General features: G+C 56.5%; 23 protein-coding genes. 15 read left to right on the forward strand and 8 right to left on the reverse strand.

From position 1 onward, the window contains the following. The first annotated feature begins 4 nt into the window (after nt 1-4). Nucleotides 5-1,033, forward strand: a complete 1,029-nt coding sequence (locus G5179_RS09835; RefSeq protein ID WP_421258284.1) for a DUF2806 domain-containing protein — start codon at nt 5-7, stop codon at nt 1,031-1,033. 181 nt (nt 1,034-1,214) lie between these two features. Here G5179_RS09835 and G5179_RS09840 read toward each other — a convergent pair whose 3' ends face one another. Next, complete coding sequence (locus G5179_RS09840; protein ID WP_064335507.1) at nt 1,215-1,421, reverse strand: hypothetical protein; 207 nt, start codon at nt 1,419-1,421, stop codon at nt 1,215-1,217. A 191-nt stretch (nt 1,422-1,612) separates the two neighbouring features. Here G5179_RS09840 and G5179_RS09845 point away from each other — a divergent pair, with 191 nt between their 5' ends. Then, nucleotides 1,613-1,978, forward strand: a complete 366-nt coding sequence (locus tag G5179_RS09845; protein WP_042084552.1) for a DUF2061 domain-containing protein — start codon at nt 1,613-1,615, stop codon at nt 1,976-1,978. Nucleotides 1,979-2,164: 186 nt separating this feature from the next. After that, nucleotides 2,165-2,761 (forward strand): MliC family protein, encoded by a 597-nt coding sequence (locus G5179_RS09850; RefSeq protein WP_421258285.1) that lies wholly within the window; start codon nt 2,165-2,167, stop codon nt 2,759-2,761. Between the two features lie 38 nt (nt 2,762-2,799). On the opposite strand, the gene G5179_RS09855 is transcribed toward G5179_RS09850, so the two are convergent. Next, nucleotides 2,800-3,975 (reverse strand): aspartyl protease family protein, encoded by a 1,176-nt coding sequence (locus G5179_RS09855; RefSeq protein WP_421258286.1) that lies wholly within the window; start codon nt 3,973-3,975, stop codon nt 2,800-2,802. 479 nt (nt 3,976-4,454) lie between these two features. Between G5179_RS09855 and G5179_RS09860 the strand changes: the two genes are divergently transcribed. The 5 genes from G5179_RS09860 to G5179_RS09880 all read left to right on the forward strand — a co-directional run bounded on the left by G5179_RS09860 (nt 4,455) and on the right by G5179_RS09880 (nt 7,150). After that, the gene (locus tag G5179_RS09860; RefSeq protein WP_245132984.1) at nt 4,455-4,883 is read left to right on the forward strand and encodes a VOC family protein; all 429 of its coding nucleotides are present in this window, start codon (nt 4,455-4,457) and stop codon (nt 4,881-4,883) included. A gap of 273 nt (nt 4,884-5,156) precedes the next feature. Continuing rightward, nucleotides 5,157-5,495: a hypothetical protein gene (locus tag G5179_RS09865; RefSeq protein WP_201904500.1), complete on the forward strand. Its 339-nt coding sequence runs from the start codon at nt 5,157-5,159 to the stop codon at nt 5,493-5,495. 147 nt (nt 5,496-5,642) lie between these two features. After that, nucleotides 5,643-5,948 carry a hypothetical protein gene (locus G5179_RS09870; protein WP_421258287.1) on the forward strand — a complete coding sequence of 102 codons (306 nt, stop codon included), beginning with the start codon at nt 5,643-5,645 and terminating at the stop codon, nt 5,946-5,948. A 65-nt stretch (nt 5,949-6,013) separates the two neighbouring features. Then, nucleotides 6,014-6,517 carry a hypothetical protein gene (locus tag G5179_RS09875; RefSeq protein ID WP_042052365.1) on the forward strand — a complete coding sequence of 168 codons (504 nt, stop codon included), beginning with the start codon at nt 6,014-6,016 and terminating at the stop codon, nt 6,515-6,517. A gap of 147 nt (nt 6,518-6,664) precedes the next feature. After that, a complete protein-coding gene (locus G5179_RS09880; RefSeq protein ID WP_245132981.1) occupies nt 6,665-7,150 on the forward strand; it encodes a GNAT family N-acetyltransferase in 486 nt (161 codons plus the stop codon). A gap of 124 nt (nt 7,151-7,274) precedes the next feature. On the opposite strand, the gene eno is transcribed toward G5179_RS09880, so the two are convergent. The 5 genes from eno to rlmD all read right to left on the reverse strand — a co-directional run bounded on the left by eno (nt 7,275) and on the right by rlmD (nt 15,176). Next, entirely contained in the window at nt 7,275-8,576 is a 1,302-nt protein-coding gene (eno, locus tag G5179_RS09885; RefSeq protein WP_005335583.1) for a phosphopyruvate hydratase, read from the reverse strand. Between the two features lie 89 nt (nt 8,577-8,665). Beyond that, nucleotides 8,666-10,303: a glutamine hydrolyzing CTP synthase gene (pyrG, locus tag G5179_RS09890; RefSeq protein WP_005335584.1), complete on the reverse strand. Its 1,638-nt coding sequence runs from the start codon at nt 10,301-10,303 to the stop codon at nt 8,666-8,668. A 141-nt stretch (nt 10,304-10,444) separates the two neighbouring features. Further along, a complete protein-coding gene (gene mazG, locus G5179_RS09895) occupies nt 10,445-11,242 on the reverse strand; it encodes a nucleoside triphosphate pyrophosphohydrolase (protein WP_005335587.1) in 798 nt (265 codons plus the stop codon). 84 nt (nt 11,243-11,326) lie between these two features. Further along, complete coding sequence (relA, locus tag G5179_RS09900; RefSeq protein ID WP_005335588.1) at nt 11,327-13,540, reverse strand: GTP diphosphokinase; 2,214 nt, start codon at nt 13,538-13,540, stop codon at nt 11,327-11,329. Nucleotides 13,541-13,853: 313 nt separating this feature from the next. Beyond that, a complete protein-coding gene (gene rlmD / locus G5179_RS09905) occupies nt 13,854-15,176 on the reverse strand; it encodes a 23S rRNA (uracil(1939)-C(5))-methyltransferase RlmD (RefSeq protein ID WP_270905591.1) in 1,323 nt (440 codons plus the stop codon). A 153-nt stretch (nt 15,177-15,329) separates the two neighbouring features. Between rlmD and barA the strand changes: the two genes are divergently transcribed. From barA to galE, 7 genes are all read left to right on the forward strand, one after another. Continuing rightward, complete coding sequence (gene barA / locus G5179_RS09910) at nt 15,330-18,047, forward strand: two-component sensor histidine kinase BarA (RefSeq protein ID WP_421258288.1); 2,718 nt, start codon at nt 15,330-15,332, stop codon at nt 18,045-18,047. Between the two features lie 89 nt (nt 18,048-18,136). Continuing rightward, nucleotides 18,137-18,616, forward strand: a complete 480-nt coding sequence (locus tag G5179_RS09915; RefSeq protein ID WP_005335594.1) for a DUF1456 family protein — start codon at nt 18,137-18,139, stop codon at nt 18,614-18,616. A 34-nt stretch (nt 18,617-18,650) separates the two neighbouring features. Next, a complete protein-coding gene (locus tag G5179_RS09920; protein ID WP_266135262.1) occupies nt 18,651-19,538 on the forward strand; it encodes an N-acetylmuramoyl-L-alanine amidase in 888 nt (295 codons plus the stop codon). 155 nt (nt 19,539-19,693) lie between these two features. Beyond that, on the forward strand, nt 19,694-20,161 hold the full coding sequence (locus G5179_RS09925; RefSeq protein WP_021229540.1) for a Dps family protein: 468 nt from the start codon (nt 19,694-19,696) through the stop codon (nt 20,159-20,161). A gap of 289 nt (nt 20,162-20,450) precedes the next feature. Next, nucleotides 20,451-22,100, forward strand: a complete 1,650-nt coding sequence (gene hcp, locus G5179_RS09930; protein ID WP_216949340.1) for a hydroxylamine reductase — start codon at nt 20,451-20,453, stop codon at nt 22,098-22,100. Nucleotides 22,101-22,221: 121 nt separating this feature from the next. Next, nucleotides 22,222-23,211, forward strand: a complete 990-nt coding sequence (locus G5179_RS09935; RefSeq protein ID WP_421258289.1) for an FAD-binding oxidoreductase — start codon at nt 22,222-22,224, stop codon at nt 23,209-23,211. Between the two features lie 116 nt (nt 23,212-23,327). Beyond that, the gene (gene galE, locus G5179_RS09940; RefSeq protein WP_421258290.1) at nt 23,328-24,341 is read left to right on the forward strand and encodes a UDP-glucose 4-epimerase GalE; all 1,014 of its coding nucleotides are present in this window, start codon (nt 23,328-23,330) and stop codon (nt 24,339-24,341) included. Nucleotides 24,342-24,410: 69 nt separating this feature from the next. On the opposite strand, the gene G5179_RS09945 is transcribed toward galE, so the two are convergent. Next, complete coding sequence (locus G5179_RS09945) at nt 24,411-25,112, reverse strand: phosphatase PAP2 family protein (protein ID WP_421258291.1); 702 nt, start codon at nt 25,110-25,112, stop codon at nt 24,411-24,413. Nucleotides 25,113-25,158 lie beyond the last annotated feature (46 nt).

The raw sequence follows: 25,158 nt of genomic DNA on the forward strand, positions 1-25,158 counted from the left end.
CACCTTGGAATTTCCCGGTGAAAAACTCGTCATCAAGCTTTGGGAAACCCTTGCAGAGAAGGGCATTGGGTCCCTACTCACACCTTGGCAAACCATCAGAGAAGGTCGTGCTCGGAATGAGGTGCGACATCAAGAACTTCTTATGCTCGCACAGGCGGAGAAAGATGCTGCCGATGTACGAGCGGGTCGCAAGCAGTTGCGGAGCGACGGCACTCTCATGCTTACCTCCGTCGACCAGTCAAGCACGGACATAACAATCGAAAGCCGCATTGAGCCGACACTCGGGCTTCCAAACGCACTCAACGCCGCAGTCACTTGCAGCGCCGTCAATGCTGCTCGCATTGAACTTAACTCGGCCAAAGCTGTTATCTACGCCGAAGAGCAACTGGCGAACGATCCACAAACTCCACCAGATCGGGAAATTGATGAGGATTGGCTGTTCGCTTGGCGGGACTATGCCGGGAAAGTTTCGGCTGAAGATTTGCAGCGGCTATGGGGAAGTGTTTTGGCCGGTGAGATCAAATCTCCAGGCAGATATTCCATCCGAACACTTGAGTTCCTGAAAACACTATCTAAGCCAGAGGCCGATGTCATCAGCAAGATCGCCCGGTATGCAATCGACGGAAGAATAGCGAGAGGGCAGAAACAGTACCTCGACGAACGAGGTTTGACTTTCGGGCTATTGCTTCGACTGCAAGAGATGGGCGTTGTGTCTGGTGTTGAGGCTGTGGGCCTAAACACCTCGTACAAAACGGTTGTCGAAGGAAAATTCATCAAAGCGTTGTTATCCAACGGCAAAGCATTGATCGTGGAGCATGACGACCCGACCAAGGTTCTAAAGCTAGAGGTCTACCTACTCACCGAGGTGGGGTCACAGATTCTTGGCCTAGGTTCCTTCGAGCCTGACCTAGACTATTTGCGCCTAGTTGGAAAGCAAATCGTCAGCCAAGGATTTACTGTTCAACTCTGCGATTGGCTTCAGGTCTCAGAATACGAGGGCCGCTACTTCAATGAGGAGCGCATTGATGCCTAACATTGCGGTCAGTAATGGCAAATCTGGGACACCCACCTTTTTGAGCAAGGCGTAGCAGAGCCCGAACCCAAAAGATGGGTGTCCAAGGTCTTCTGCTCACCGAGTTCAAAAGAAAAAGCCCCGTCACGGGGCTTTTTCTATTGGTGCGGCCGGTGTGTGCGGCAGCCTGAACCTGCGCGCCCTATGAACGGGTGGGCAGATCCTGTTTCAGCGCAACCAGCAACAGGGCCAGCAGGCCAAAGGGCGGAAACAGACAGAGCAGGGAGCAGATAAGGGTGATCAGCGCCGGATGCTCGCTCTTGCGGCGCGCCAGTCGCCAGGCGATGAGACCGACGATGACCATCAGCAACGCAATGAACTGGCCAAGCAGAGTGGCATTGATATTCATGAAAGATCCTTTTTCATGGGCAAGTGTGAAGAACCTGTACTTTATCGCCTTGGTTGCGATTGGCAACCGCTGAAGCGCACCGGCCACTCGCCCGTTGATAGGTTCTCTCTATTTCGGCAATAGATGAGAATAGTTTTCATTTAATCTCATTTCGGCGGATACTCTCATCATCAACAGAGGGAGCCGCCATCATGAAAAAGACCATCAGCTTTGCCATCCTGCACTTCGGTGTCGCCTTTACCGTGGCCTACCTGCTGACCGGTGAGCTGCTGACCGCCAGCCTGATCGCCCTGATCGAGCCCGCAGTCAACACAGTCGCCTTCTACTTTCATGACCTTGGCTGGCACAAGCTCAAGCCAAATCACAGCCTGCAGGCCAAGACCAGCAGCTTCGCGGTGGTCCACTTCTCGGTGGCCTTCGGGGTGGCCTTCCTGCTGAGCGGCGAGCTGCTCACCGGCGGCGTGATGGCGATGATCGAACCGGCCATCAACACCGTGGTGTTCTTCTTCCACGAGCGGCTGTGGCGCGCCCGCAGTCAGCAACTGGCGCTGGCCTGATCGACCGGGCAACCCGCCTCCCCCTTTATCGCGGCCACAAAAAACCCGACATTCCGGCCAGGAGTGTCGGGTTTTTCCGTTTGGCAGCCATTCAGCAGTACAAGTGGGCTCGGCTCCCCTGCTGCATTGCCCTGTAGAGTGTGCTGTAGTAGGCAGATATGCCCTCCTCATTGCTGGAATCTATCGATGAACAAGACCTTGCTTGCCACCCTGCTGTTTGCTCCTCTGCTGGCCAGTGCCGCAACCCCCTCCTTTGACTGCACCAAAGCCTCCGGGTCGGTCGAAACTCTGATCTGCAAGGATGCCGGACTGGCCGCCCTTGATAACGAACTGGCGGCCCTCTACCCCAAGGCGATTGCAGCGCTCTCTCCCGAACAGCTCAAGACTGAGCGCGCTATGCAGCGCGGCTGGATCAAGGGGCGTAACGACTGCTGGAAGGGGCAGGATCTGCGCCAGTGTGTGGAGGATAACTACCTGCTGCGGATCACCGAACTGCAGATCAGCGGCGGCCAGCTGATGGTGCCGGCACCGGTCAACTACAAGTGCGGCAAGAACGTCATGCTCTCTACCTACTTCTATAACGATGCCAAGCTGCCCGCCGCGGTGATCAACCTGAGCGAGGGCGGCAAGCAGCAACAAGTGCTCGCCTATGAAGCCCCCAGCGCCAGCGGCGCCCGTTATGAAGGGCAAAACCTCACCTTCTTCACCAAGGGGGACAAAGCCACGCTGGAGCGTTACGGCCAGCCAACCCTCAACTGTATGGAAAATCCAACCAAGGGCTGAGGCTGACAGGGGCGGCTCGTCATGCCGCCCCACCTTGACTAGATAGCGATATTCAGCGGTTTTCCTTCCCGCACAATTCGCAACTTGAGCGACCCCGGCTTGCTGGTGCTGAGCAACTCACGCACCTTGTCGATCTCGAGGGGACGATAAGCCACCCCGTTGATCTGTTCCAGAACGTCGCCGTTGGCCAGACCATAGGGGGCAAGATCCCGTTCGTCGCTGTAGTAGACCTGCAGATGCTCGCCATCAAAACGCACCCCGATATTGCGCAGGATTGGCGGCACTTTGCGCGCCAGGCTGTCAGCGTCGTAGCAGAGCATCATCCGCCCGGGCATGATCGCAAAGCGATTGAAGCGGTTAACAAAATCCAGCCCCAGACCATACTGCTCATTGCTGTTTTCCGACACGCGCAGTTCACCGAGCTGGCGCTCATCAAAGTGCAGGCCGGTGAGGATATGTTCACGCCCCTCCACCATACCGCTGGCGTCCACCCCTTTGCGTGGCATCGCATCTTCGCCAGAGATCGCCTTCTGACTGGCCATAAAGTCGATAAAGGCATGGTCGGCATAGCTCTGATCGGCCCCGGTATCCAGATACATGCGCACACTGCTCTCGCCGTGGGTCAGATACACTGCCGGGGAGCGGTTGTAGCTGTCTTCATAGCCGATGCAACGCTCGAACGTGGCTGCCGACGGTGCGGTCAGCAAAGCCGTGAGCTGATGCCTGTCGCGATCAAACACCCAGTTGAAACGGCGGATGGTGTCGATCCCGAGGATGCCATCGATACGGCTGCCGAGAGACTGGGAGAAAAGATCGAAATCAATAGTTGCCCACAGATCGCTGTCATCAATGGTGACCGACCCCAGCGAGAAGGGCTGCGGCTCAACAAAGCCAAGCTGCTCGCTGCCCAGTTGGCTCGAAACGCTGCTTACACTGGCAAAATCAGCCTGATAGGCCCTGGGCAATTCGCTTAAGGTCAGCGCCTTGAAGCGGCTGGCCAGACGACGATCGATAAAGGTGATACTGGCCCCGGTATCCAGCAAAAACTGGTACTGCTCACCGGCGATGGTGACGGGGATCAGGGGGGCACTTTCGTAATGTACTGTCAGCAACGGGCCGGGTGCATTGCGTTTGGCGGATGAATCCGGGGCTGTGCAGCCTTGGACGACGAACAGGGCCAACATGGCCAGCGCCACTTTGAACTGCGACTTCATAACTCTCCTTCCCGATAGCAGATGCCCCCGCGACGCCACCACATAATGCTATCTTGTTGATTTATAGATAAATAAGCTATTTCGGCGGGGGAGGCGGACAATAACAAAGAGTTTTATGCTGGTTCAAGCCGGATATGACCATGAATATTCTATGGGGATAGCTCAAGAATGGTTGTTCACGCTATCTCGGCGCGTCATCAATCGTTGGCGAGATTTGATTAATTTATTGATCTTGAACAGAAATCCTCAATATTGAGCTTTCTCTCCACAGCGCCATGGTTAATATTGCCATTTGGCAACAATTGCCTCGTCGGAGTCTCCCATGAGCCATGCCAACCCCATCCCGTTGGTAAAATGCAGCAGACTGGAGGCTGAAATTCAGGGGCGGTAGCCATGCCAAATCATGCCCGCCTTTTTTGTCAAAGCCAGCCAACCGGCAAGCGGCTGACTCATCCACAACATGCAAATCAAGGTGGTGTATGGAAACACAAACCCTGCATCGTGGTCGGCTGATCGACCATATCCAGCTGGTGGTCAAAGATCTGGTCGCCAGCCAGCGCTTTTATACGGCCATTCTCACCACCCTCGATATTCCGCTGGGCGGCACAGGTGAGGGCTACTTCTGGGCAGACGAACTGTTTGTCACCTCTGTCGACAGCCCCGCCGCGCTGGGGGTGTTGACTGGTCGCCACCATCTCGCCTTTCAGGCAAAAGATCGCGCTATGGTGGATCGCTTTTATCAGGCCGCGCTGACCCACGGCGGCAAAGATAACGGCTCTCCCGGTGAGCGTAATTATCATCCCGGCTATTACGCAGCTTTTGTCCTCGACCCGGACGGCAATAATATCGAAGCGGTTTATCACGGTGAGGCAAAGCGCAATGTGGAATCAGTTAAAATTCAGTTTTAGCAATATAGTGAAATACTATTAATATGAGGTCCGTAATGAACTATGAGGTAATTAAATTTTGCTAAAAATGGTGGTGTTATAATTTCATTATTACAGCACTTTTACATTGCCAAAGGTAAAGCAAAGTTATAATTTCAAGCTAAAATTACAATATTATTATAAATTAATTTTTCAGCTTATTGACAATATAGCAATGATCATACAGAAGGATCAAACATAAAAGCATCGCCTCTTTATGTCTAATCACTGTTATACATATTATTAGGAATAGCAATGACAAAAATGAACGTAAAAACAGAACTAGAAAACCTGAAAAAAGACTTTTCTGAACTCATGGACTTATTTGATAATTCACATGTAAATATCGCGTTGATATCTGAAAAATACGCTAAAATCAAAACTCTGGTAAATGATAGACTCGTTTTTCTAGAAAAAGAAGAAAAAGTTAAAAAATTAAATAGATATGAGGTTTGTTTTTTACTACCTGCTATCAGGGAGGTAAGTCTGCACTGTACCGCTAGAATTGGTTCAAAAAACATCGAACAATTGAGTTCTTCTATTTATGACGGAGAAGACTATTGCTCTTACTGGCTTACTGCACTAGGTACATAAAAATATTCGAGAGATACTATCAAGTACTCTGCCATTTAAATCTCGATGGCTATCTTTATTTTTTGATCTTGAGTTTAGTACCAATAAGTTAATGGCAACGTAAATTAGCATTATATTAAATTCAATAACTCAGCATGGAGACTAGTAATGAAATACGAAGAGATTGCTAAAATATGCGAAGAACTTAGCTACCGAGATAAGTTCAGGCTTGCCCAACTTCTAATTCAATTAGCAAGAAAGCAGGAAGAAGAAGAGTATCCAGTGCAAAGAAAACCGGAAGGACCGGCCAATGACATAAACAATATCACCTATGTCGCTGAGCGACTGCTGAAACTAAAGCCGGCAAAGAAAAGTACCCTTCTAAACTCCATCGGCGCAATGTTTCAATTCCAGGGCGGAATATCTGATGCAGATAAAGAGAAAATTGCCATAGTACTTCAAAAGAAAAAATAATTACCATTACAGAAACAGGCAAGGTTTTATACCCAGAATAATGTGTAATCAAGGAGTGACAATTTTTGCCGACAATCACTGAAATAGAAGAGGAAGCAACTAAATTCAGGGGTTTACTTGAGAGGTGTGATAAGAAAAACACAAAGCTAGTAATTGAGTGCTTTCCAATTATGAGTTGTAAGTTATCTTCTATGCTTTTAGCCTATCATTTTCTTTTGTTATGGCCAAATATGGAGATTAAAGGTATAAGTGGAGCCACAGGAAAAAATAAAAACATAACCCATTACTGGCTAGAAATAAATGATGTTGCAATTGACATAACAGGCGATCAATACAATATCATTAGTGAAGAAGAATTAAATAAAGAAATTATAATGAATCGGCCATTTGGAGTTGTACATGTTTACAATAAAGCTAGCAGCTACCTGTATGATCTATTCAAGATCATAGAAAGCGAGCCTCTCGTATATGGATTTCCTACAATTGGGGAAGATTTTATTGAAGATCTAGCTCTTGGTTACAGTCAAATAATTTATCAGGCAACATGTGAGAATAACAAAAAAAATTAGGCCAATAGTTTTTATTAGCAATAATGTAATCGGACTTTCACGATAACAATATTCGTGATAGCAGCAGTTTCCTTTAGAGACCGACTTTCACATGATCTCTGTATTCACCTGTATCTTTGCTGGCTAACACCCGCGCCAAGGAGATTTATGAAGCCCGACTTAACCGGCACACGGATTGCGCTGCGCACCATTGGCCCGCACGATACAGCCGATCTGTTCGAGATTTATGGCAATCCATTGACCATGGAGTTTGCCTCTGATCCCTGCTTTACCTCACCCGCCATGGTGGCGCAGATGATGGCGAGCGTGGTGCGGCTGGAGCAAACGGGGGAGTCGCTGGAGTGGGCGATTGTCGAGCGGGAGGAGAACAAGGTGATCGGCACCTGCGGCCTGCACAATTTCAGCGAGGCGGGCCACAGCTGCGAGGTAGGTTGCCTGCTCAATGCGGCCTATTGGCGCAGAGGGTTTATGTCAGAGGCGCTGGGATTGCTGTTCGCCCACGCCACCACACTGGGGGTCACCTGCCTCACCGCAGATATCGATGCAGATAACGTCCGCTCTATAGCCCTGTTTGAAAAGCTGGGTTTCAAAGCGCGTGCAGGGCGCTATCAGCGCATGCTCCCCTTTATCTGACCCAGAGACCAGAGGCACAACGCCCGCGCCTCTCAGGCCGTTGTGGCAAGGCTCAGGCATAAAAAAACCGGAACCCAAGGGTTCCGGTTTTTTTCATTCCAGCCGAGGCTGGCAAACCAGCAAATTAAGCCTGGTTTTTAACTTCTTTCAGACCGCGGAAAGGAGCTTTGGCACCCAGAGCTTCTTCGATACGGATCAGCTGGTTGTACTTGGCAACACGGTCAGAACGGCTCATGGAACCGGTCTTGATCTGGCCAGCAGCGGTACCAACAGCCAGGTCGGCGATGGTTGCGTCTTCGGTCTCACCGGAGCGGTGGGAGATGACGGCAGTGTAGCCAGCGTCTTTGGCCATCTTGATGGCAGCCAGAGTTTCGGTCAGGGAACCGATCTGGTTGAACTTGATCAGGATGGAGTTGGCGATGCCGTTGTCGATACCGCGCTTCAGGATCTTGGTGTTGGTTACGAACAGGTCGTCACCAACGATCTGGATTTTCTTGCCCAGTTCGGCAGTCTGGTAGGCGAAACCTTCCCAGTCAGATTCGTCCAGGCCATCTTCGATGGAGACGATCGGGAACTTGGTGGTCAGGTCAGCCAGGAAGTCGGAGAAACCGTTGGAGGTGAAGACACGACCTTCGCCTTTCAGGTTGTACTCTTTCTTCTCTGCGTCGTAGAACTCGGAAGCAGCGCAGTCCATAGCCAGGGTGATGTCGGTGCCCAGTTTGTAACCGGCAGCGGCAACGGCTTCAGCGATAACTTCCAGCGCTTCGGCGTTGGATTTCAGGTTCGGAGCGAAACCACCTTCGTCACCAACTGCAGTGTTGTAGCCCTTGGACTTCAGCACTTTGGCCAGGTTGTGGAACACTTCTGCGCCCATGCGAACGGCTTCTTTCAGGGTCTTGGCGCCAACCGGCTGGATCATGAACTCCTGGATGTCGACGTTGTTGTCGGCGTGCTCACCACCGTTGATGATGTTCATCATCGGCAGCGGCATGGAGTAAACACCCGGGGTGCCGTTCAGCTCGGCGATGTGGGCGTACAGCGGCATGCCTTTGGCAGCAGCGGCAGCTTTGGCGTTAGCCAGGGAAACAGCCAGGATGGCGTTGGCGCCGAACTTGGATTTGTTCTCGGTACCGTCGAGGTCGATCATGATCTGGTCAACGGTGGCCTGGTCCTTGGCATCTTTACCCAGCAGAGCTTGAGCGATCGGGCCGTTTACGGCTTCGATGGCTTTCAGCACGCCTTTACCCAGGAAACGGCTCTTGTCGCCGTCACGCAGTTCCAGCGCTTCGCGGGAACCGGTGGACGCGCCAGACGGAGCGGCTGCCATACCAACAAAACCACCTTCCAGGTGAACTTCGGCCTCAACGGTCGGGTTACCACGGGAGTCGATGATTTCACGACCGATCACTTTAACGATCTTGGACATGTGTATTTCCTCAGGTTTCGTAAAAAAACAACAAAAATATGCCAAAAAAAGCGGCTGTGGCACAGTGCCCCAACCGCATTTATTTTCAATTACTTCAAATTACGCTTCTGATACTCGCCTGCCGCCTTCACAAAACCGGCGAACAGAGCGTGGCCATCACGAGGAGTAGAGGTGAACTCCGGGTGGAACTGCGCAGCCACGAACCAGGGGTGATCCGGGATCTCGATGATTTCCACCAACTTCTTGTCGGCGGAGAGACCGGTCACTTTCAGACCTGCCGCTTCAATCTGCGGCAGCAGCTTGTTGTTGACTTCATAACGGTGGCGGTGACGCTCGTAAATGGTCGGGCTGCCGTACATCTGACGCACCTTGGAATCTTCGACCAGGTGGCAGAGCTGGGAACCCAGACGCATGGTACCGCCCAAATCGGACTTCTCGGTACGGGTCTCGACGTTACCCTCTTCATCCACCCACTCGGTGATGAGGCCGACGACCGGATAGGCGCAATCTTTCTTGAATTCGGAGGAGTGAGCCCCTTCCATGCCCGCCACGTTGCGAGCGAATTCGATCATGGCAACCTGCATGCCGAGGCAGATACCCAGGTAGGGGATCTTGTTCTCGCGGGCATACTGGGCAGCCAGAATTTTGCCTTCCACACCGCGCTCACCGAAGCCACCCGGCACCAGGATCGCGTCCAGACCTTCCAGCAGCTCGGCGCCACGAGTCTCGATATCCTGAGAGTCGATGTACTTGATGTTGACGGAGTGACGGGTCTTGAGACCACCGTGCTTGAGCGCCTCGTTGACGGACTTGTAGGCGTCCGGCAGGGAGACGTACTTGCCGACCATACCGATGGTCACTTCACCAGTCGGGTTGGCCTCTTCGTAGATAACCTGTTCCCACTCGGACAAGTCAGCCTCTTTGCACTCCAGACCGAAACGCTCGGTGAAGTAGGAGTCCAGATTCTGGGATTTCAGCAGTGCCGGGATCTTGTAGATGGAGTCGACGTCTTTCATGGAGATGACGGCGCGCTCGGGCACGTTGCAGAACAGGGCGATCTTGGCGCGCTCGTTGGCCGGAATGGCACGGTCAGAGCGGCAGATCAGCACATCCGGCTGGATACCGATGGAGAGCAGCTCTTTAACGGAGTGCTGGGTCGGCTTGGTCTTCACTTCACCGGCAGCGGCCAGGTAAGGAACCAGCGTCAGGTGCATGAACATGGCATTGTTGCGGCCCACTTCGGCAGCCAGCTGACGAATGGCTTCGAGGAACGGCAGGGACTCGATGTCACCCACGGTACCGCCCACTTCGACGATGGCAACCTGATGGCCTTCGGCACCGGCAATCACCCGCTCTTTGATGGCGTTGGTGATGTGCGGGATAACCTGAATGGTGGCGCCCAGATAGTCACCACGACGCTCTTTACGCAGTACGTCGGCGTAGATACGGCCGGTGGTAAAGTTGTTGCGACGGGTCATCTTGGTGCGGATGAAACGCTCGTAGTGGCCCAAATCCAGATCGGTTTCGGCCCCGTCCTCGGTTACGAACACTTCACCATGCTGGGTCGGGCTCATGGTGCCCGGATCCACGTTGATGTACGGGTCCAGTTTCATGATGGTCACATCCAGACCACGGGCTTCCAGAATGGCTGCCAGAGAAGCTGCGGCAATGCCTTTGCCGAGGGATGAAACAACGCCACCAGTAACAAAAATATATTTGGTCGTCATGCTGAACCTGAAAGAAGTTTAGGGAATTTTAAGGGGTGCTTCGGGGATGAAGCAGGACGGGGAAACAGTATACCAAAAACCCCTCTCCCAAACAATGAGCAAAAATCTATCAGGCTCACCGCCCCCCCATCTTGCGCCAAATCAACTTTGCTCGGTTTCCTTCGCCTTATCCCAAGCGGCATCGAGCTTTTCGAGGGTGCAATCGGTCATTTTCAAGCCTTCTGCGGCGATTATCTGCTCAACCTGACGAAAACGACGTTCGAACTTGGCGTTGGCGCCTCGCAGTACCTGCTCCGGATCCTTGCCCAGATGACGCACCAGATTGACGGTGGCAAACAGCAGGTCGCCGAGCTCGTCGCTCACCCGCGCCTCGTCCACATCGGCCATCAATGCCTCTTCCATCACCTCGTCGATCTCTTCGTGGATCTTGTCCACCACAGGTCCCAACGTCTTCCAGTCAAAACCGACGGTGGCGCAACGTTTCTGGATCTTGGCGGCGCGGGTCAGGGCTGGCAGCGAGAGCGGGATATCGTCCAGCACGCTCTCTTTGTCGAGGGCCGCTCGTTCTTTGGCTTTTTCCGCCTCCCAGTTCGCTTTTACCGCCTGCTCGTTGGCAAGGTCTGCATCGGAAAAAACGTGGGGGTGACGGCGAATGAGCTTTTCGCTCACCGTATCGACGATATCGGCAAAGTCGAACAAGCCCCGCTCTTTACCCAGCTGGGCGTAAAACACCACCTGAAACAGCAGGTCACCCAACTCCCCTTTCAGCCCCTGCCAATCTTCGGTCTCGATGGCATCGGCCACCTCGTAGGCCTCTTCCAGAGTGTGCGGCACTATGGTCTGGAAGTCCTGTTTCAGATCCCAGGGGCAGCCGTTTTGCGGGTCACGCAAACGAGCCATGATGTCGAGCAGTTGGGGCAGATCGTAACGTTGGGACATGAGATATTCGCTTGTTGATTCGTACCGCAGGGGCAAAACAGTGACCGACCTGGCGGTCGGTCACAAGTTGGTTCTTGATGACAATCAGAGGCGCTTGGCGCTAATTACGTCATTGAGCTGACTGAGCTTGGCCAACGCCCGGTTGAAAGCGTTGATGTTGTAAATCTCCAGCTCCATGTCGATCTCCGCGGTCTGCTCGCGCACGTTGGAGCGCGAACGCACCCCCATCACATTGATCTTCTCGTTGGCCAGCACGGTAGTGATATCGCGCAGCAGGCCGGAGCGATCGTTGGAAATGATCCGGATAGTGAGGCCATAGCCGCCGGAGTAGTTCTCCCCCCATACCGCATCGATCAGCCGCTCGGGGTTGCGACGTGACAGCTCCTTGAGCTGCTCGCAATCTTCACGGTGAATGGATACGCCGCGCCCCATGGTGATAAAGCCCTGAATGGAGTCCCCCGGAATGGGCTGGCAGCAGCGGGCAATATGGGTCATCAGGTTGCCGACCCCTTCCACCACTATGTGGTCTTTGGGCTTGTGGCGCATCGGCGCATTGGCCTTCTGCTCCAGTTTCTCCAACAGGCGGCGATCTTCCTCTTCCGCCGTCGGCTTGTTGTAACAGGTGTCGAGATAGTTGAGCACCTGGTTGATGCGGATATCGCCGCTGCCGATACCGGCCAGCAGATCGTCGGTGCTCTCCAGATTGAATCGCCGCAGCATGTTGCCCTTGTCGATCTTGGACATGCTGAGGTTGTGGCGATCCAGCTCCTTCTCGAACAGCTCGCGACCAGCCACGATATTCTTGTCCCGATCCAGTTTTCTGAACCAGGTCGCCACCTTGGCCCGCGCCCGGCTGGAACGCAGGAAGCCGGCGTTGGGGTTCATCCAGTCGCGGCTCGGGTTCGGCTCTTTCTGGGTGATCACCTCCACCTGATCGCCGGTCTGCAGCGCGTAGGTAAACGGCACGATGCGGCCGTCAATCTTGGCGCCGATGCAACGGTGACCAATCATGCTGTGGACGTGATAGGCAAAATCAAGCGGGGTAGCGCCAGCCGGCAGGTCGATGACATCCCCTTTCGGGGTGAAGACGTAGACTCTGTCCTCGAACACCTGACTGCGCAAATCTTCCAGCAGGGAGCCGCTCTCGGAGAGATCCTCCTGCCAGGCGAGCAGCTTGCGCAGCCACTCGATCTTGTCTTCGAAGGTGTTAGCCTTGCCGCCAGCCTGCGCCCCTTCCTTGTAGCGCCAGTGCGCCGCAACGCCGAGTTCGGCATCCTGATGCATCTGGTCGGTACGGATCTGGATCTCGACCGTCTTGCCCTCAGGCCCCACCACTACGGTGTGGATCGACTGATAGCCGTTGGGTTTGGGGTTGGCGACATAGTCGTCAAACTCGCGAGGAATGTGGTGGAACTGGGTATGGACGATACCGAGCGCCGCATAGCAATCCTGCAGCCGCTTGGTCACTACCCGCACCGCGCGCACGTCGAACAACTCGTTGAATTCGAGGTGCTTCTTCTGCATCTTGCGCCAGATGCTGTAGATGTGTTTCGGCCGACCGTACACCTCGGCGTCAACTCCCGCCTCTTTCAACCCATTACGCAGGGATTGCACAAACTCGCGGATATAGCGCTCGCGGTCGAGCCGCTTCTCGTCGAGCTGCTTGGCGATCTGCTTGTAGGTATCCGGGTGCAGGTAACGGAAGGCGAGATCTTCCAGCTCCCACTTGAGCTGGCCGATGCCCAGACGGTTGGCGAGCGGCGCATAGATGTTGGTGATCTCCTGGGCCATCAGCACCCGGGTCTCTTCATCTGCCGTCTTCGCTTCCCGCAGGCAGGCGATCCGCTCCGCCAGCTTGATCACCACGGCGCGCACATCCTCGACCATGGCGAGCAGCATGCGACGCACGTTGTCGACCTGCTCCGGCGAGGTTTCGCTGCGATGAAGGGTTTGCAGGGAGCGGATGGCCTCCATCTCCAGCACCCCTTCCACCAGCTTGGCGATCTTGGAGCCAAAGTCCTCGTCCATCCGCTCCTGGCTGATGAGACCGGCTTCGACGAAGGGGTAGATGATGGCGGCCTTGAGGGTGCCGATATCCATGCTGAGCATCTGCAGGATGCCCACCATTTCGATGCCACGCACCAGCAGCTTGCTGGTCAGCGCCTCGTCACCGAGCGTCAGACAATACTGATAGACGGTTCGCAACTGATCCTTTTCACTGTCACTCAAGGAGAGCGAGCTGACCCACTCTTCCAGGGTGAAGTTGTCTTTCAAATGAATATCGCGAACCGCAACCATGGTATCAATCCTTTAAATTATCGGGCCGAAAGCTGTCACTTTTTCTCCCCTCATGAGATTGCCTCAAATGGGGATATGCAGCGCACTTTTCAAGGCATATTGTCCAGAAAGACAATAGAGCGCACCAACAGGCCCTGCCGAACGACGAGGGTCTAGATTACCCCAATCACATCAGCTCAAACAGACGCAGACATGCCAGATTACATATCCGCATCGCCGTACTGATGAGCAGGATTACTTCATATACACACCTGCTCAAAGAGTAACGAACATGCCGGATGACCTATCCGGCATCGCCGAACTGATGAGTCATTTACTCCCGTTCAAACAGCGCCATGGACTCCAGATGACCGGTGTGAGGGAACATGTCGAGCATGCCGAGGCGCACCAGACGGTAACCCCCTTTCACCAGCACCTGACTGTCCCGTGCCAGGGTGACCGGGTTACAGGAGACGTAGACCACCCTCTTGGGTGAAAGTTTCACGACGTGTCCCATCACTTCCAACGCGCCGGGGCGAGCCGGATCCAGCAGCACCAGATCAAACCCTTCCCGCGCCCAGGACATGCCGACGATGTCATCGCTCAGGTCGGCTTTGTAGAAACGGGCATTGCTGATGCCGTTGCGACGGGCGTTCTCTTCGGCCCGCTGCACCATGGCCAGTTCACCTTCCACACCCACCACTTCGCGAGCCTGACGGGCCAGCGGCAGGGTGAAGTTGCCGATACCGCAGAAGAGATCGAGCACCTTGTCATCCTTGCTCGCCCCGAGCCATGTCAGCGCCTGCTCAACCATGCTCTGGTTGATGGGGCCGTTGACCTGAATGAAGTCACCCGGAGCAAATGCAAGAGACAGGCCATCCAGCGAATAGGATGGGGAAAATTGTTGCTGCAGCGCTTCGATGCGATCATCGGCCGCTTGCAGATAGAGGTCGATCCCCTGCGCTTTTGCAAACGCCACCAGCAGGGCGCGATCCGCCTCATTGGGGCGGCCGATGTGGCGCAGCAGCATCATGATCCCCTGCTCGGCCTGGATAAGCTCCGCATGGCCCAGCTCGCGCTGGCTCTTGAGGCGATTGAGGCATTCACGCAGCGGGGCAATCAGCGCAGAGAGCGGTTCGGCCAGCACAGGGCAACTGTCGATCTCCACCAGATCGTTGCTGTTGCGGCGGCGGAAACCGACCCGGGTGCAGCGACCATTCTTGTCAAATTTGATGGCCAGACGACAGACCCGGCGGTAGGCGCGATCTTCACCGGTCAGTACCGGCTCCAGCGCCGGCGCCTTGATGTTGCCCAACCGCTCGAACAGGCTGACCAGTCCCGCCGCCTTGGCGGCTTGCTGATCGGCAACCGACATGTGCTGGGCACTGCAACCGCCGCACTCGCGATAGTGGCTGCAGAAGGGGGCGATACGGTTGGCCGCCGGGGTCACCACCTGCTGCAAGGCGGCGTGACCATACTGCTTTTTCTCTTCGGTGATGCGTGCCTTGACGGTCTCGCCGGGCAGAGCCCCTTCGACGAAGATCGCCTTGCCCTGATGGCGACCGATACCGACGCAGTGGTGATCGAGGGTGTCTATCGTAAATTCAATGCGTTGGAGCTGGGTGGACTTCTTTTGGGGCTTGAAAAACTGGGCCATAAAACTTGGTGCCTATAGGTGGCTATGTCATGATTGTGGAATCTGCTGCCGGGTATTGTCCCACAAGAATAATAGTATGACCAAATACGGCCACAGAGCCCGTGTATTGCCATCAACCCTATCGCCAACCCTGTTCACTGGTGGCCTGTTCGTATGACCAAATATGGCCTGAGAGCACGCGTTCTCGCCTTCACCATCCTGCCAACCCTGATCATCGGTGGCCTGATGGCCGGTTACTTCACCTTCCACCGCTACCAGCAGCTGGAAAACAATCTCATTGATCAGGGGATCAACATTATCGAACCGCTGGCGATCGCCAGTGAATACGGGATGACCCAGCACAGCCGAGAATCCCTCAAGCGGCTGATTGGCCTGACCCATCGCAAGAACTCCCCCTTCATCAAGTCCATCGCTGTCTTCACCCAGGACAACCAGCTGTTCGTTACCTCGAACTATCACCGGGATTTCACCCGACTCAGGCTGCCCGATGGCGAGCCCATTCCGGATCTGACCAGCGTGACGTTTCAGGGGGACGACATCATTTTGCGCACCCCGATCCAGGCTGAAACCAGTCTGGATGGCTTCCCGCTGCCCAGCGATGTAGAGCCGCCGATGATCGGCTACATCTCGATGCAGATGGCGACCGATCGGGCCATGCTGCTGCAGTACCGCGATACCTTCTTTGCGGTGATCATGGTGCTCATCGGGGTCGCATTCAGTACCCTGTTTGGTTTCCGGCTGGTCAAGAGCGTGACCCAGCCCATCACCAACATGGTGCAGGCGGTGCACAAGATCCGGGAGGGGCGGCTCGATACCCGGGTCAGCGGCCAGCTCACCGGCGAGCTGGATATGCTGAAAAACGGCATCAACGCCATGGCCAAGGCGCTCTCCGAATATCACGAAGAGATGCAGCAGAATATCGATCAGGCAACCTCTGACCTGCGCGAAACCCTGGAGCAGATCGAGATCCAGAACGTCGAACTCGACATGGCCAAGAAGCGGGCGCAAGAGGCCGCGCGGGTCAAGTCGGAGTTTCTGGCCAACATGTCCCACGAATTGCGTACCCCGCTCAACGGGGTCATCGGTTTTACCCGCCAGTTGCTGAAAACCAGCCTGACCCCGAGCCAGACCGACTACATGCAGACCATCGAGAAGTCGGCGCGCAACCTGCTTGGCATCATCAACGACATCCTCGACTTCTCGAAGCTGGAAGCGGGCAAGCTGCAGCTGGAGCATATCCCGTTCAGCCTGCGCGACACCCTCAACGAGACCATGCACCTGCTCGGCCCCAGCGCCCACGACAAGCAGCTGGAGCTCTCCTTGCGGGTGGATGCCGATGTGCCGGACTACCTCACCGGCGACCCCATGCGTCTGCAACAGGTGCTGACCAACCTCACCGGCAACGCCATCAAGTTCACCGAGCAGGGCAACGTGGATGTCCATATCGAGCAGACCGGCAGTGGCAACCACAAGGTGAGGCTCAACGTCCAGATCCGCGATACCGGCATCGGTATCTCCCAGGAGCAGCAACATCAGCTGTTCCAGGCCTTCAATCAGGCCGACTCCTCCATCTCCCGCCGTTATGGCGGCACGGGTTTAGGCCTTGTCATTACCCAGAAGCTGGTGCAGCAGATGGGCGGCCAGATCCGCTTTGAATCGGAGCTTGGCAAGGGCTCCATCTTCTCCTTCAGTCTGGATGTAGAGGTCTCCCCCCTGCCCCAGACCGATCAATTGCCGCTGGATCGGATCCGTGGCAAACGGCTCTGGCTGCTGGAACCGGATCCCTTCGCGCAAGCCTCTCTGCTCGCCCTGCTGGCGGAGTGGCGCCTCGATGTGCACCCACTGACCAGCGATGATCCCTGGCCCGAGATGAGCGAGCAGGAGATGGTGATCATCGGCAGCAGCACCCTGCATACGCCGCAGCAAGTGCTCGGCCGTCTCGACAAACTGCACGGCCAGCAGCAGAACACCATAGTGCTGCTCAGCAGCCACGAGCCGGCGCTCTATGAAGCTATGCTGGCCCATGGTGCCCAGCACTGTCTCTCCAAACCGGTCAACCACCGCAAGCTGCTGCACGCCCTGCTCTCGCCGGAATCGAGCCGCCAGAAGCTGCCTGCGCAACCTGCGCCGCGCCAGTTGCAGCCAATCAAGGTGCTGGCGGTGGATGACAACGCCGCCAACCTCAAGTTGATCGCCGCCATGCTCAAGGAGATGGTGAGTCAGGTGGTGGTGTGCAAAAACGGCAAGGAGGCGGTCAAACAGGCACAGAGCCAGCCGTTCGACATCATCTTCATGGATATCCAGATGCCGATCATGGATGGCATCAGCGCCACCCAGGCGATCCGCAACCAGTCCCTCAACACCACCACCCCGATCGTGGCGGTGACCGCCCACGCCATCCCCGGAGAACGGGAACGGCTGATCCGGCAGGGGATGGACGACTATCTGGCCAAGCCCATCGACGAGAGCATGCTGGCCCAGCTCATCACCGACTTTGCCCATCGCCGTCACCAGAATAATGGTGCCCAACAGATCGACTGGGCACTTGCGGTGCGGCAGGCGGCGGGGAAAGAGCATCTCGCCAGAGAGATGCTGACCATGCTGCTGGCCAGTTTCGAGGAGGTGGAACCTGTGCTGGATAGCGCGTTGGCGGGCGAAATTGAAGATAGCGAGGTGCTGGCCCAGCTCCATCGCCTCAACGGCGGCTGTGCCTATTCCGGGGTGCCGGGGCTGCAACGGCTGCTCTCCCAGCTGGAGCAACAGCTGCGTGACGGCGTGCCGGTCAGCGAGCTGGAACCCGAGCTGCTGGAGCTGCAAGATGCGCTGGAACTGGTGCGCCAGGAGGCGCCCCGCTATCTCGGCAAAGCTTGATGAGCTTGACCTGAACTGTATCGGCCCCCGCTTTTTCTGACGCGAGGGCCGCCAGATGGTAAAGTTGCGCCGTTTACACAGGAGTCAGCATGACCAACAACGATATTCTGCGCCGTCTGCGCTACGCCCTCACCATCAGCAACGACCAGATGGTCGAGATGTTTGCCAAGGGCAACCTGACGGTCACTCACGCCCAGCTGCACAGCTGGTTGATGAAAGAGGCAGCGGAAGGTGAAGAGCAAGAGGCAGGCTATGTCGCCTGTCCCGACTCGGCCCTGAGCCAGTTCCTCGACGGTTTCATCATCGCCCGCCGCGGTGTGCGGGAAGATGCACCGGCCCAGGTGATCCCGAACCGGATCAACAACAACATGATCCTGCGCAAGCTGCGCATCGGTCTCAACTTCAAGGAAGAGGACATGCTCGGCACCCTCAAGCTCGCCGACTTCAACCTCTCCAAGTCCGAGCTCAGTGCCCTGTTCCGCTCCAAGGATCACAAGCACTATCAGGATTGCGGGGATCAGATCCTGCGCAACTTCCTGATCGGCCTCACGGCCAAATACCGCGGCTGACCAGCCGCGCGACTGACCAGACTGGGCCTTCGACATGTGCCAGCGACTCACACCTCCCACGTTCAGCAGCCTAGCTGCGGCAGGGGGATGGCGCTGGCGCTGTCTTCTTCCCCTCTTCTTTCTGCCACTGGTTCTGCTGCTGGGTGGTTGTACCCCGTCCGAGTACCAGCTCTCGACCCGCTATCAGAGCGCCAACCAGAACGAGCGGATCGCCTTTCTGATCCTCCACTACACCGACGAAGATGATGCCAACTCCTTGCGCCTGCTGACCGAGCCGGAGCACAAGGTGAGCGCCCACTACCTGATCCCCCGCAACAGCCACGAGACCCCGCTACCGGTCTATCAGCTGGTGCCGGACAGCGCGCGCGCCTGGCATGCCGGACGCAGCCGTTGGCACCAATATGCCGGGCTCAATGCCAGCTCCCTTGGCATCGAGATCGTCAACCTCGGCTATCCAGCAGAAGATGAGCCGCTGGCCCCCGATGCCCGCCGCTGGCAACCCTATACCCCGCAGCAGATTGCCGCCGTCGGCGCCCTCAGCCGGGAGCTGGCCGCCCGCTACCAGATTCCACCGACCCAGGTGCTGGGCCACAGCGATGTCGCTCCCGAGCGCAAGCAGGATCCCGGCCCTCACTTCCCCTGGCGCCAGCTCTATCTGACGTACGGAGTCGGCGCCTGGCCAGATGAAGGTCGGGTGGCCGAGTTACTGGCCAGCCCCTTGCCCGATTGGGATGCAGCCATGTGGCAACAGCAACTGGCCCGCTATGGCTATGGCCTGCCCCAGACTGGCCAGTGGGATGAGCAGAGCCGCGCCGTCATGGGCGCCTTTCAGCTCCACTTTCGCGCCAGCAGGGTCGATAGCAAACCGGACCGCGAGTGTCAGGCCATCCTGATGGCGCTGCTCGAAAAATACTTCCCCTAATACTCATCCATTGCCCCTGTTGCTGCGTACTGTTTGATAGCCTTTAGCTATCAAACAGTTAGGCACAAGCAATTGTCCCTGCATTTTGCAAGGCGTTACTCTGACTGCGTTCCGAAAGAGAATTTCAAACCGATTTCCAAATCTGGAGGTGAATGATGAAAAGCCCGATTGGTCTTGATACTGCTCAATCACAAGCCCTGGCAGCCGAGTTGAACAAATTGCTGGCCAGCTACCAGATCCTCTACATGAACGTGCGCGGCTTCCACTGGAATATCCGTGGCAACCAGTTCTTCGAACTGCACCTGAAATTTGAAGAGATTTACAACGACCTGCTGTTGAAAGTCGATGCACTGGCCGAGCGGATCCTGACTCTGGATGGCGTGCCAATGCACAGCTTCAGCGACTATCTGAAAGTCTCTGCCATCCCGGAGCAAAAAGGGCTGCACGATGGCCGCGCCTGTGTCGAATCCCTGCTGGAGAGCTTCCGCGAACTGCTGGTCGCCCAGCGCCGTATTCTGGGTCAAGCAGCCGAAGCTGGTGATGAGGGCACTGCCTCCATCCTCTCCGACTATGTGCAGCAGCAGGAAAAACTGGTCTGGATGCTGCGCGCTTATCTGGCCTGATAGTGAACCAAGCCGACTACAGCGTACGTATGCTGGGTTGAGTAAGTTCCGGGCCGAAAGCTCCTGACCAGACCACGGCCCAATCCGTCTGATTGTTATGTTCTGTTGCAAACCTGAGTTGTCTCTCCTTTTATCCACCCGCTTGCCGCCCTGTTTGGGCGGCTTTTTTTGTTTTTGATCTGCATCAAGGGAATCTTAATTGGCAAATTGAATGCCTATTAAGTTTTCCGCGAGAGGAATAGAATCGCCACAAAACAGACAACTGAAATGTCCAATTAGGAGAGGCATGATGTTTTGTGTGCAATGTGAACAGACAATTCGTACCCCGGCTGGCAACGGCTGTGCCTACGCACAAGGTATGTGCGGCAAGACGGCTGAAACCTCGGATCTGCAGGATGTGCTGATCTACACCCTGCAGGGGCTCAGCGCCTGGGCGCTGGCCGCCCGCGAGCAGGGCATCATGGATCGCGAGATCGATGCCTTCGTGCCCAAGGCCTTCTTCGCCACCCTCACCAACGTCAACTTCGACTCGAATCGCATCGTGGCCTACGTCAATCAGGCCCTCGCCTATCGCCAGCAGTTGGCCGATCGTCTGACCGCTATGGCGGTGCAGGTGAACGATTTGCCACAGTCCGCTTACTTCGAACCCGGTGCCGAACTGCTGGAACAACTTGCCCATGCCGCACCAGCCGCACCCAATCGGGGCAAGAGCGAAGTGAACGAAGACATCATGGGGCTGCGTCTGCTCTGTCTTTACGGCCTCAAGGGCGCCGCCGCCTATATGGAGCACGCCCGGGTGCTGGATCAGCAGAGTGACGAGGTGGCCGCCGAATTCCACCGCATCATGAGCTGGCTCAGCACAGATCCGAGCGAAATGGGTCGGCTGTTCAGCTGTGCCATGGAGATCGGTCAGCTCAACTTCAAAATCATGGAGATGCTGGATCTCGGTGAAACCAGTGCTTTCGGCCACCCGGAACCGACCCGGGTCAGGGTCACGCCGATCCCCGGCAAGTGCATTCTGGTCTCCGGCCACGACATGATGGATCTCAAGCTCATTCTGGAGCAGACCAAGGGGACCGGTATCCATGTCTACACCCATGGTGAGATGCTGCCTGCGCTAGCCTACCCCTTCTTCAAGCAGTACCCCCATCTGGTGGGCAACTACGGATCCGCCTGGCAGAACCAGCAGAAGGAGTTTGCCAACTTCCCGGGCGCGGTGGTGATGACCTCCAACTGCATCATCGACCCGAACGTGGGCAACTACTCGGACCGCATCTTCACCCGCTCCATCGTCGGCTGGCCGGGCGTCACCCATCTTGAGGGGGATGATTTCTCCGCCGTGATCGCCAAGGCCCAAGCGCTGGAAGGCTTCAAACACACCGAACTCGAACACTTCATCACCATCGGCTTTGCCCGCAACGCTCTGATGCAGGCAGCACCCGCGGTGATCGAGAAGGTCAAGGCCGGGGAGATCAGCCACTTCTTCCTGGTGGGTGGCTGTGACGGCGACAAGGCCGAGCGCGCCTACTTCACCGAGTTTGCCAAGGCGGCACCGCGCGACAGCCTGCTGCTCACCCTGGGCTGCGGCAAATACAAGTTCAACAAGCTCGACTTTGGCGACATCGGCGGCATTCCGCGTCTGCTGGACGTGGGTCAGTGCAACGATGCCTACTCCGCCATTCAGTTGGCGCTGGCACTCTCCGAGGCGTTCGAGTGCGGTGTCAACGATCTGCCGCTGACGCTGGTGCTCTCCTGGTTCGAGCAAAAAGCCATCGTTATTCTGCTCACCCTGCTCTCTCTCGGGGTGAAGGACATTCGTACCGGCCCGACCGCCCCCGCCTTCCTCACTCCGGCTCTGCTCAAGGTGCTGGAAGAGCAGTTCGGTCTGAAAGGGACCACCACGGCCGAGGCTGACTTGGCCGAGATCCTGGCGGCCTGATCGGCACCTCATGTTGTAAGCGTTTGGCGAGCCGCCCGGCTCGCCTTTTTTCTGGACCCGGCTTTTTCACCAGACGTTTTTCAAACCGTTTCAAACCTTATCAAACCCAAGGAGCCTTGTGATGACCTCTCTCACGCTCACCTGCATTGGCCGCCAACAGAGCACCCACGACGTCGTGAGCTGGCAGCTGGCGCCGCTTTCCGGCAGCCTCCCACCCGTACTGGCTGGCCAGTGCATCACCCTGCACACCGAGATAGACGGCCAGCCGGAGTGCCGCGCCTATACCCTCTCCTCCAGCCCGCAGGATGCATGCTGGCAGGTCACCATCAAGGATGTGGGACGGGTCTCTCGCCATCTGCACCAGACCTTGCAGGTGGGAGACAAGATCCGGGCCGATGGTCCGTTCGGCGATTTCAACCTGACCACCTTGCCTTGCGAACGGCCACTGCTGCTCAGTGCCGGTTCCGGCATTACCCCCATGTGGTCCATGTTACGGGACGAGCTGGCCAAACGGCCGGATGCCGATATCCGCTTTATTCACAGCGCCCGCTCGCCAGCAGATGTGATCTTCGCAGAGAACTTGGCTACGCTGGCAGCGGCTCATTCAGGCGTACGTCATGCCCTGATTCTGGAAGAGGCCCCAGCAGATCACCCCTGGATTGGCCGACTCACCCCAGCCATGCTGGCCGAATTGGCCCCAGACCTTCACGAACGCCATGTCTATCTCTGCGGTCCGGCCCCCTATATGGCGGCGGTCAGAACCATGCTGACGAAGCTGGGATTGCCGCCGGAGCAGCTGCATCAGGAGTCCTTCGGTCTTCCTCCCGCAGAGCCCATCAAGACCACCAGCGACCACTTCTGGCTGACCCTGAAAAAAAGTGGCAAAAAGGTGAAGATCCTGCCGGGTCAGACCCTGCTGGCGGCGCTGGAAGCGGCGGGCGAAACCATAATGGCGGCTTGTCGCGCCGGGGTATGTGGCAGCTGTCGTTGCACCACCACTGGTGACATCGAGCGCCAGAGCGTGATGACCCTGAGTGCGCAGGACCTGGAGAGCGGCATTGCTCTGGCATGCTCCTGCACTGCGAAAGGGGATATTAGTCTCGATTATTGAGGTGTGGTGAAGGCTTCTGTGAGGTGCGGTGAACGCGTTATCGGTATCCCAATCTTTTCCCAAGTAGACAGGGGCGCTAGACTCTGCCCCAGTTTCACCAGAACACGGGATAAAAAATGACAATACTGGTCACAGGCGGCGCCGGCTATATCGGCTCCCACACCCTGGTTGAGCTGCTCGGCGCGGGGCAGCAGGTCGTGGTACTCGACAACCTCTCCAACTCCTCACCGGAGTCACTCAAGCGGGTCGAGCAGATCACCGGCAAGCCGGTCACCTTCGTCGAAGGGGATGTGCTGGACAGAGCCTGCCTGCAGCAGCTGTTTGCCAACCACCAGATCGAATCGGTCATTCACTTCGCCGGCCTCAAGGCGGTCGGAGAGTCGAGCCAGATCCCGCTCACCTACTACCAGAACAACATCAGCGGCACTCTGGTGCTATGCGAAGAGATGGCCAAGGCTGGCGTTTTCCGGCTGGTATTCAGCTCCTCGGCCACCGTCTATGGCGATCCCGCCTCGGTGCCGCTGCGGGAAGATTTCCCCACCAGCGCCACCAACCCCTACGGCCGCTCCAAGCTGATGGTGGAGGAGATCCTGCGCGATCTCGCCAAATCCGATCCCCGCTGGGCTATCGTACTGCTGCGTTACTTCAACCCGGTCGGCGCCCACGAGAGCGGCCTGATTGGTGAAGATCCCAACGGCATCCCCAACAACCTGTTGCCCTATATCAGCCAGGTGGGTGTCGGCAAGCTCAAGGAGCTGGGGGTATTTGGCAACGACTACCCGACCCTGGATGGCACCGGCGTACGCGACTACATCCATGTGGTGGATCTCGCCATCGGTCACCTGAAAGCACTGGCACGCATCAAGAGCGACACCGGCGTCTTCACCTACAACCTGGGCACAGGTCAAGGCTACTCGGTACTGGAGATGGTCAAGGCGTTTGAAGCGGCCAGCGGCCGACCCATTCCCTACCAGATCAAACCCCGTCGCCCGGGCGACATCGCCGAATGCTGGGCAGAGCCGACGCTGGCCCGTGCCGAGCTGGGCTGGCAGGCAGAGCGCGGTCTGGAGCGGATGATGATCGATACCTGGCGCTGGCAAAGCCAGAATCCGAACGGCTATCAAAGCTGATCTCTAGCGGACTGATAACAAAACGCCCCGATATCAAGATATCGGGGCGTTTTATTTTGTGGCACTCAATCAGTGAGTCTGACTACGTAATAGTGGTAATGGCGCGAGATAGGGAACGATGCGTCCAATCAGCCGATCCGCCAGGGGGGTCAGCAGCAACCAGGGCAGGCAGAGGGTCGCCAGCCCAAGCGCGCCGACGTAGACATCGGTAAACCAGTGAGCGCCCGCCAGAATGCGTGGTGCGGAAAAGAGCGGCACCATCAACAATGCGGTGAGACCCGCCCAACGCGGCAGATAACGCAAGGCGTAGCCCGCGAAGATCATCAGGAACAGGGCATGATCCCCCGGGAAACTATCGCCCGAAGAGTCCTTGGTCGGAATACCGCTTAGCTGGGTAACCCGCAGCGCATCGGCCACCATCAGGGTCGGGCTGGGTCGCTCCACCGGCAATCGGTGACCAAGCTGGTTGATCACCAGTGCACTCAGCAGCATGACAATGCCCATCGCCACCAGTTGGCGACGCCCCGCCAAATCCCGGGCAAAGAAACAGCGGGCCAGGATCAACCCCATACAGGTCAGTACTGCCAGATCGAACAGCCGGTTATTAGTGATGGCCACCAGATCGGCCCACAGCGCCGACTGCCCGAGCCAGCCATTGACGGTATGAAAAATCGCGAGGTCCCACTGATCCCAGGGACCATGAGCGGGCAGCGCAGCCCAACTGATGGCCACCAGACCACCGACCAGATAGCAAAGCAGGAACTTGCCCATGGGGACTCTCCGTTTGAAAAGGGCGATATCGTAAAACTGTAGGGTG

It is taken from the genome of Aeromonas sp. 600886, from assembly GCF_049174935.1.
Classification (GTDB): Bacteria; Pseudomonadota; Gammaproteobacteria; order Enterobacterales; family Aeromonadaceae; genus Aeromonas; species Aeromonas veronii_A.

Excerpts from the sequence above, each read along its gene's own strand:
- G5179_RS09840 (WP_064335507.1), bottom strand. The coding sequence starts at position 1,421 with ATGAATATCAATGCCACTCTGCTTGGCCAGTTCATTGCGTTGCTGATG.
- G5179_RS09845 (WP_042084552.1), top strand. The coding sequence starts at position 1,613 with ATGAAAAAGACCATCAGCTTTGCCATCCTGCACTTCGGTGTCGCCTTT.
- G5179_RS09850 (WP_421258285.1), top strand. The coding sequence starts at position 2,165 with ATGAACAAGACCTTGCTTGCCACCCTGCTGTTTGCTCCTCTGCTGGCC.
- G5179_RS09855 (WP_421258286.1), bottom strand. The coding sequence starts at position 3,975 with ATGAAGTCGCAGTTCAAAGTGGCGCTGGCCATGTTGGCCCTGTTCGTC.
- G5179_RS09860 (WP_245132984.1), top strand. The coding sequence starts at position 4,455 with ATGGAAACACAAACCCTGCATCGTGGTCGGCTGATCGACCATATCCAG.
- G5179_RS09865 (WP_201904500.1), top strand. The coding sequence starts at position 5,157 with ATGACAAAAATGAACGTAAAAACAGAACTAGAAAACCTGAAAAAAGAC.
- G5179_RS09870 (WP_421258287.1), top strand. The coding sequence starts at position 5,643 with ATGAAATACGAAGAGATTGCTAAAATATGCGAAGAACTTAGCTACCGA.
- G5179_RS09880 (WP_245132981.1), top strand. The coding sequence starts at position 6,665 with ATGAAGCCCGACTTAACCGGCACACGGATTGCGCTGCGCACCATTGGC.
- eno (WP_005335583.1), bottom strand. The coding sequence starts at position 8,576 with ATGTCCAAGATCGTTAAAGTGATCGGTCGTGAAATCATCGACTCCCGT.
- pyrG (WP_005335584.1), bottom strand. The coding sequence starts at position 10,303 with ATGACGACCAAATATATTTTTGTTACTGGTGGCGTTGTTTCATCCCTC.
- mazG (WP_005335587.1), bottom strand. The coding sequence starts at position 11,242 with ATGTCCCAACGTTACGATCTGCCCCAACTGCTCGACATCATGGCTCGT.
- relA (WP_005335588.1), bottom strand. The coding sequence starts at position 13,540 with ATGGTTGCGGTTCGCGATATTCATTTGAAAGACAACTTCACCCTGGAA.
- rlmD (WP_270905591.1), bottom strand. The coding sequence starts at position 15,176 with ATGGCCCAGTTTTTCAAGCCCCAAAAGAAGTCCACCCAGCTCCAACGC.
- barA (WP_421258288.1), top strand. The coding sequence starts at position 15,330 with ATGACCAAATATGGCCTGAGAGCACGCGTTCTCGCCTTCACCATCCTG.
- G5179_RS09915 (WP_005335594.1), top strand. The coding sequence starts at position 18,137 with ATGACCAACAACGATATTCTGCGCCGTCTGCGCTACGCCCTCACCATC.
- G5179_RS09920 (WP_266135262.1), top strand. The coding sequence starts at position 18,651 with ATGTGCCAGCGACTCACACCTCCCACGTTCAGCAGCCTAGCTGCGGCA.
- G5179_RS09925 (WP_021229540.1), top strand. The coding sequence starts at position 19,694 with ATGAAAAGCCCGATTGGTCTTGATACTGCTCAATCACAAGCCCTGGCA.
- hcp (WP_216949340.1), top strand. The coding sequence starts at position 20,451 with ATGTTTTGTGTGCAATGTGAACAGACAATTCGTACCCCGGCTGGCAAC.
- G5179_RS09935 (WP_421258289.1), top strand. The coding sequence starts at position 22,222 with ATGACCTCTCTCACGCTCACCTGCATTGGCCGCCAACAGAGCACCCAC.
- galE (WP_421258290.1), top strand. The coding sequence starts at position 23,328 with ATGACAATACTGGTCACAGGCGGCGCCGGCTATATCGGCTCCCACACC.
- G5179_RS09945 (WP_421258291.1), bottom strand. The coding sequence starts at position 25,112 with ATGGGCAAGTTCCTGCTTTGCTATCTGGTCGGTGGTCTGGTGGCCATC.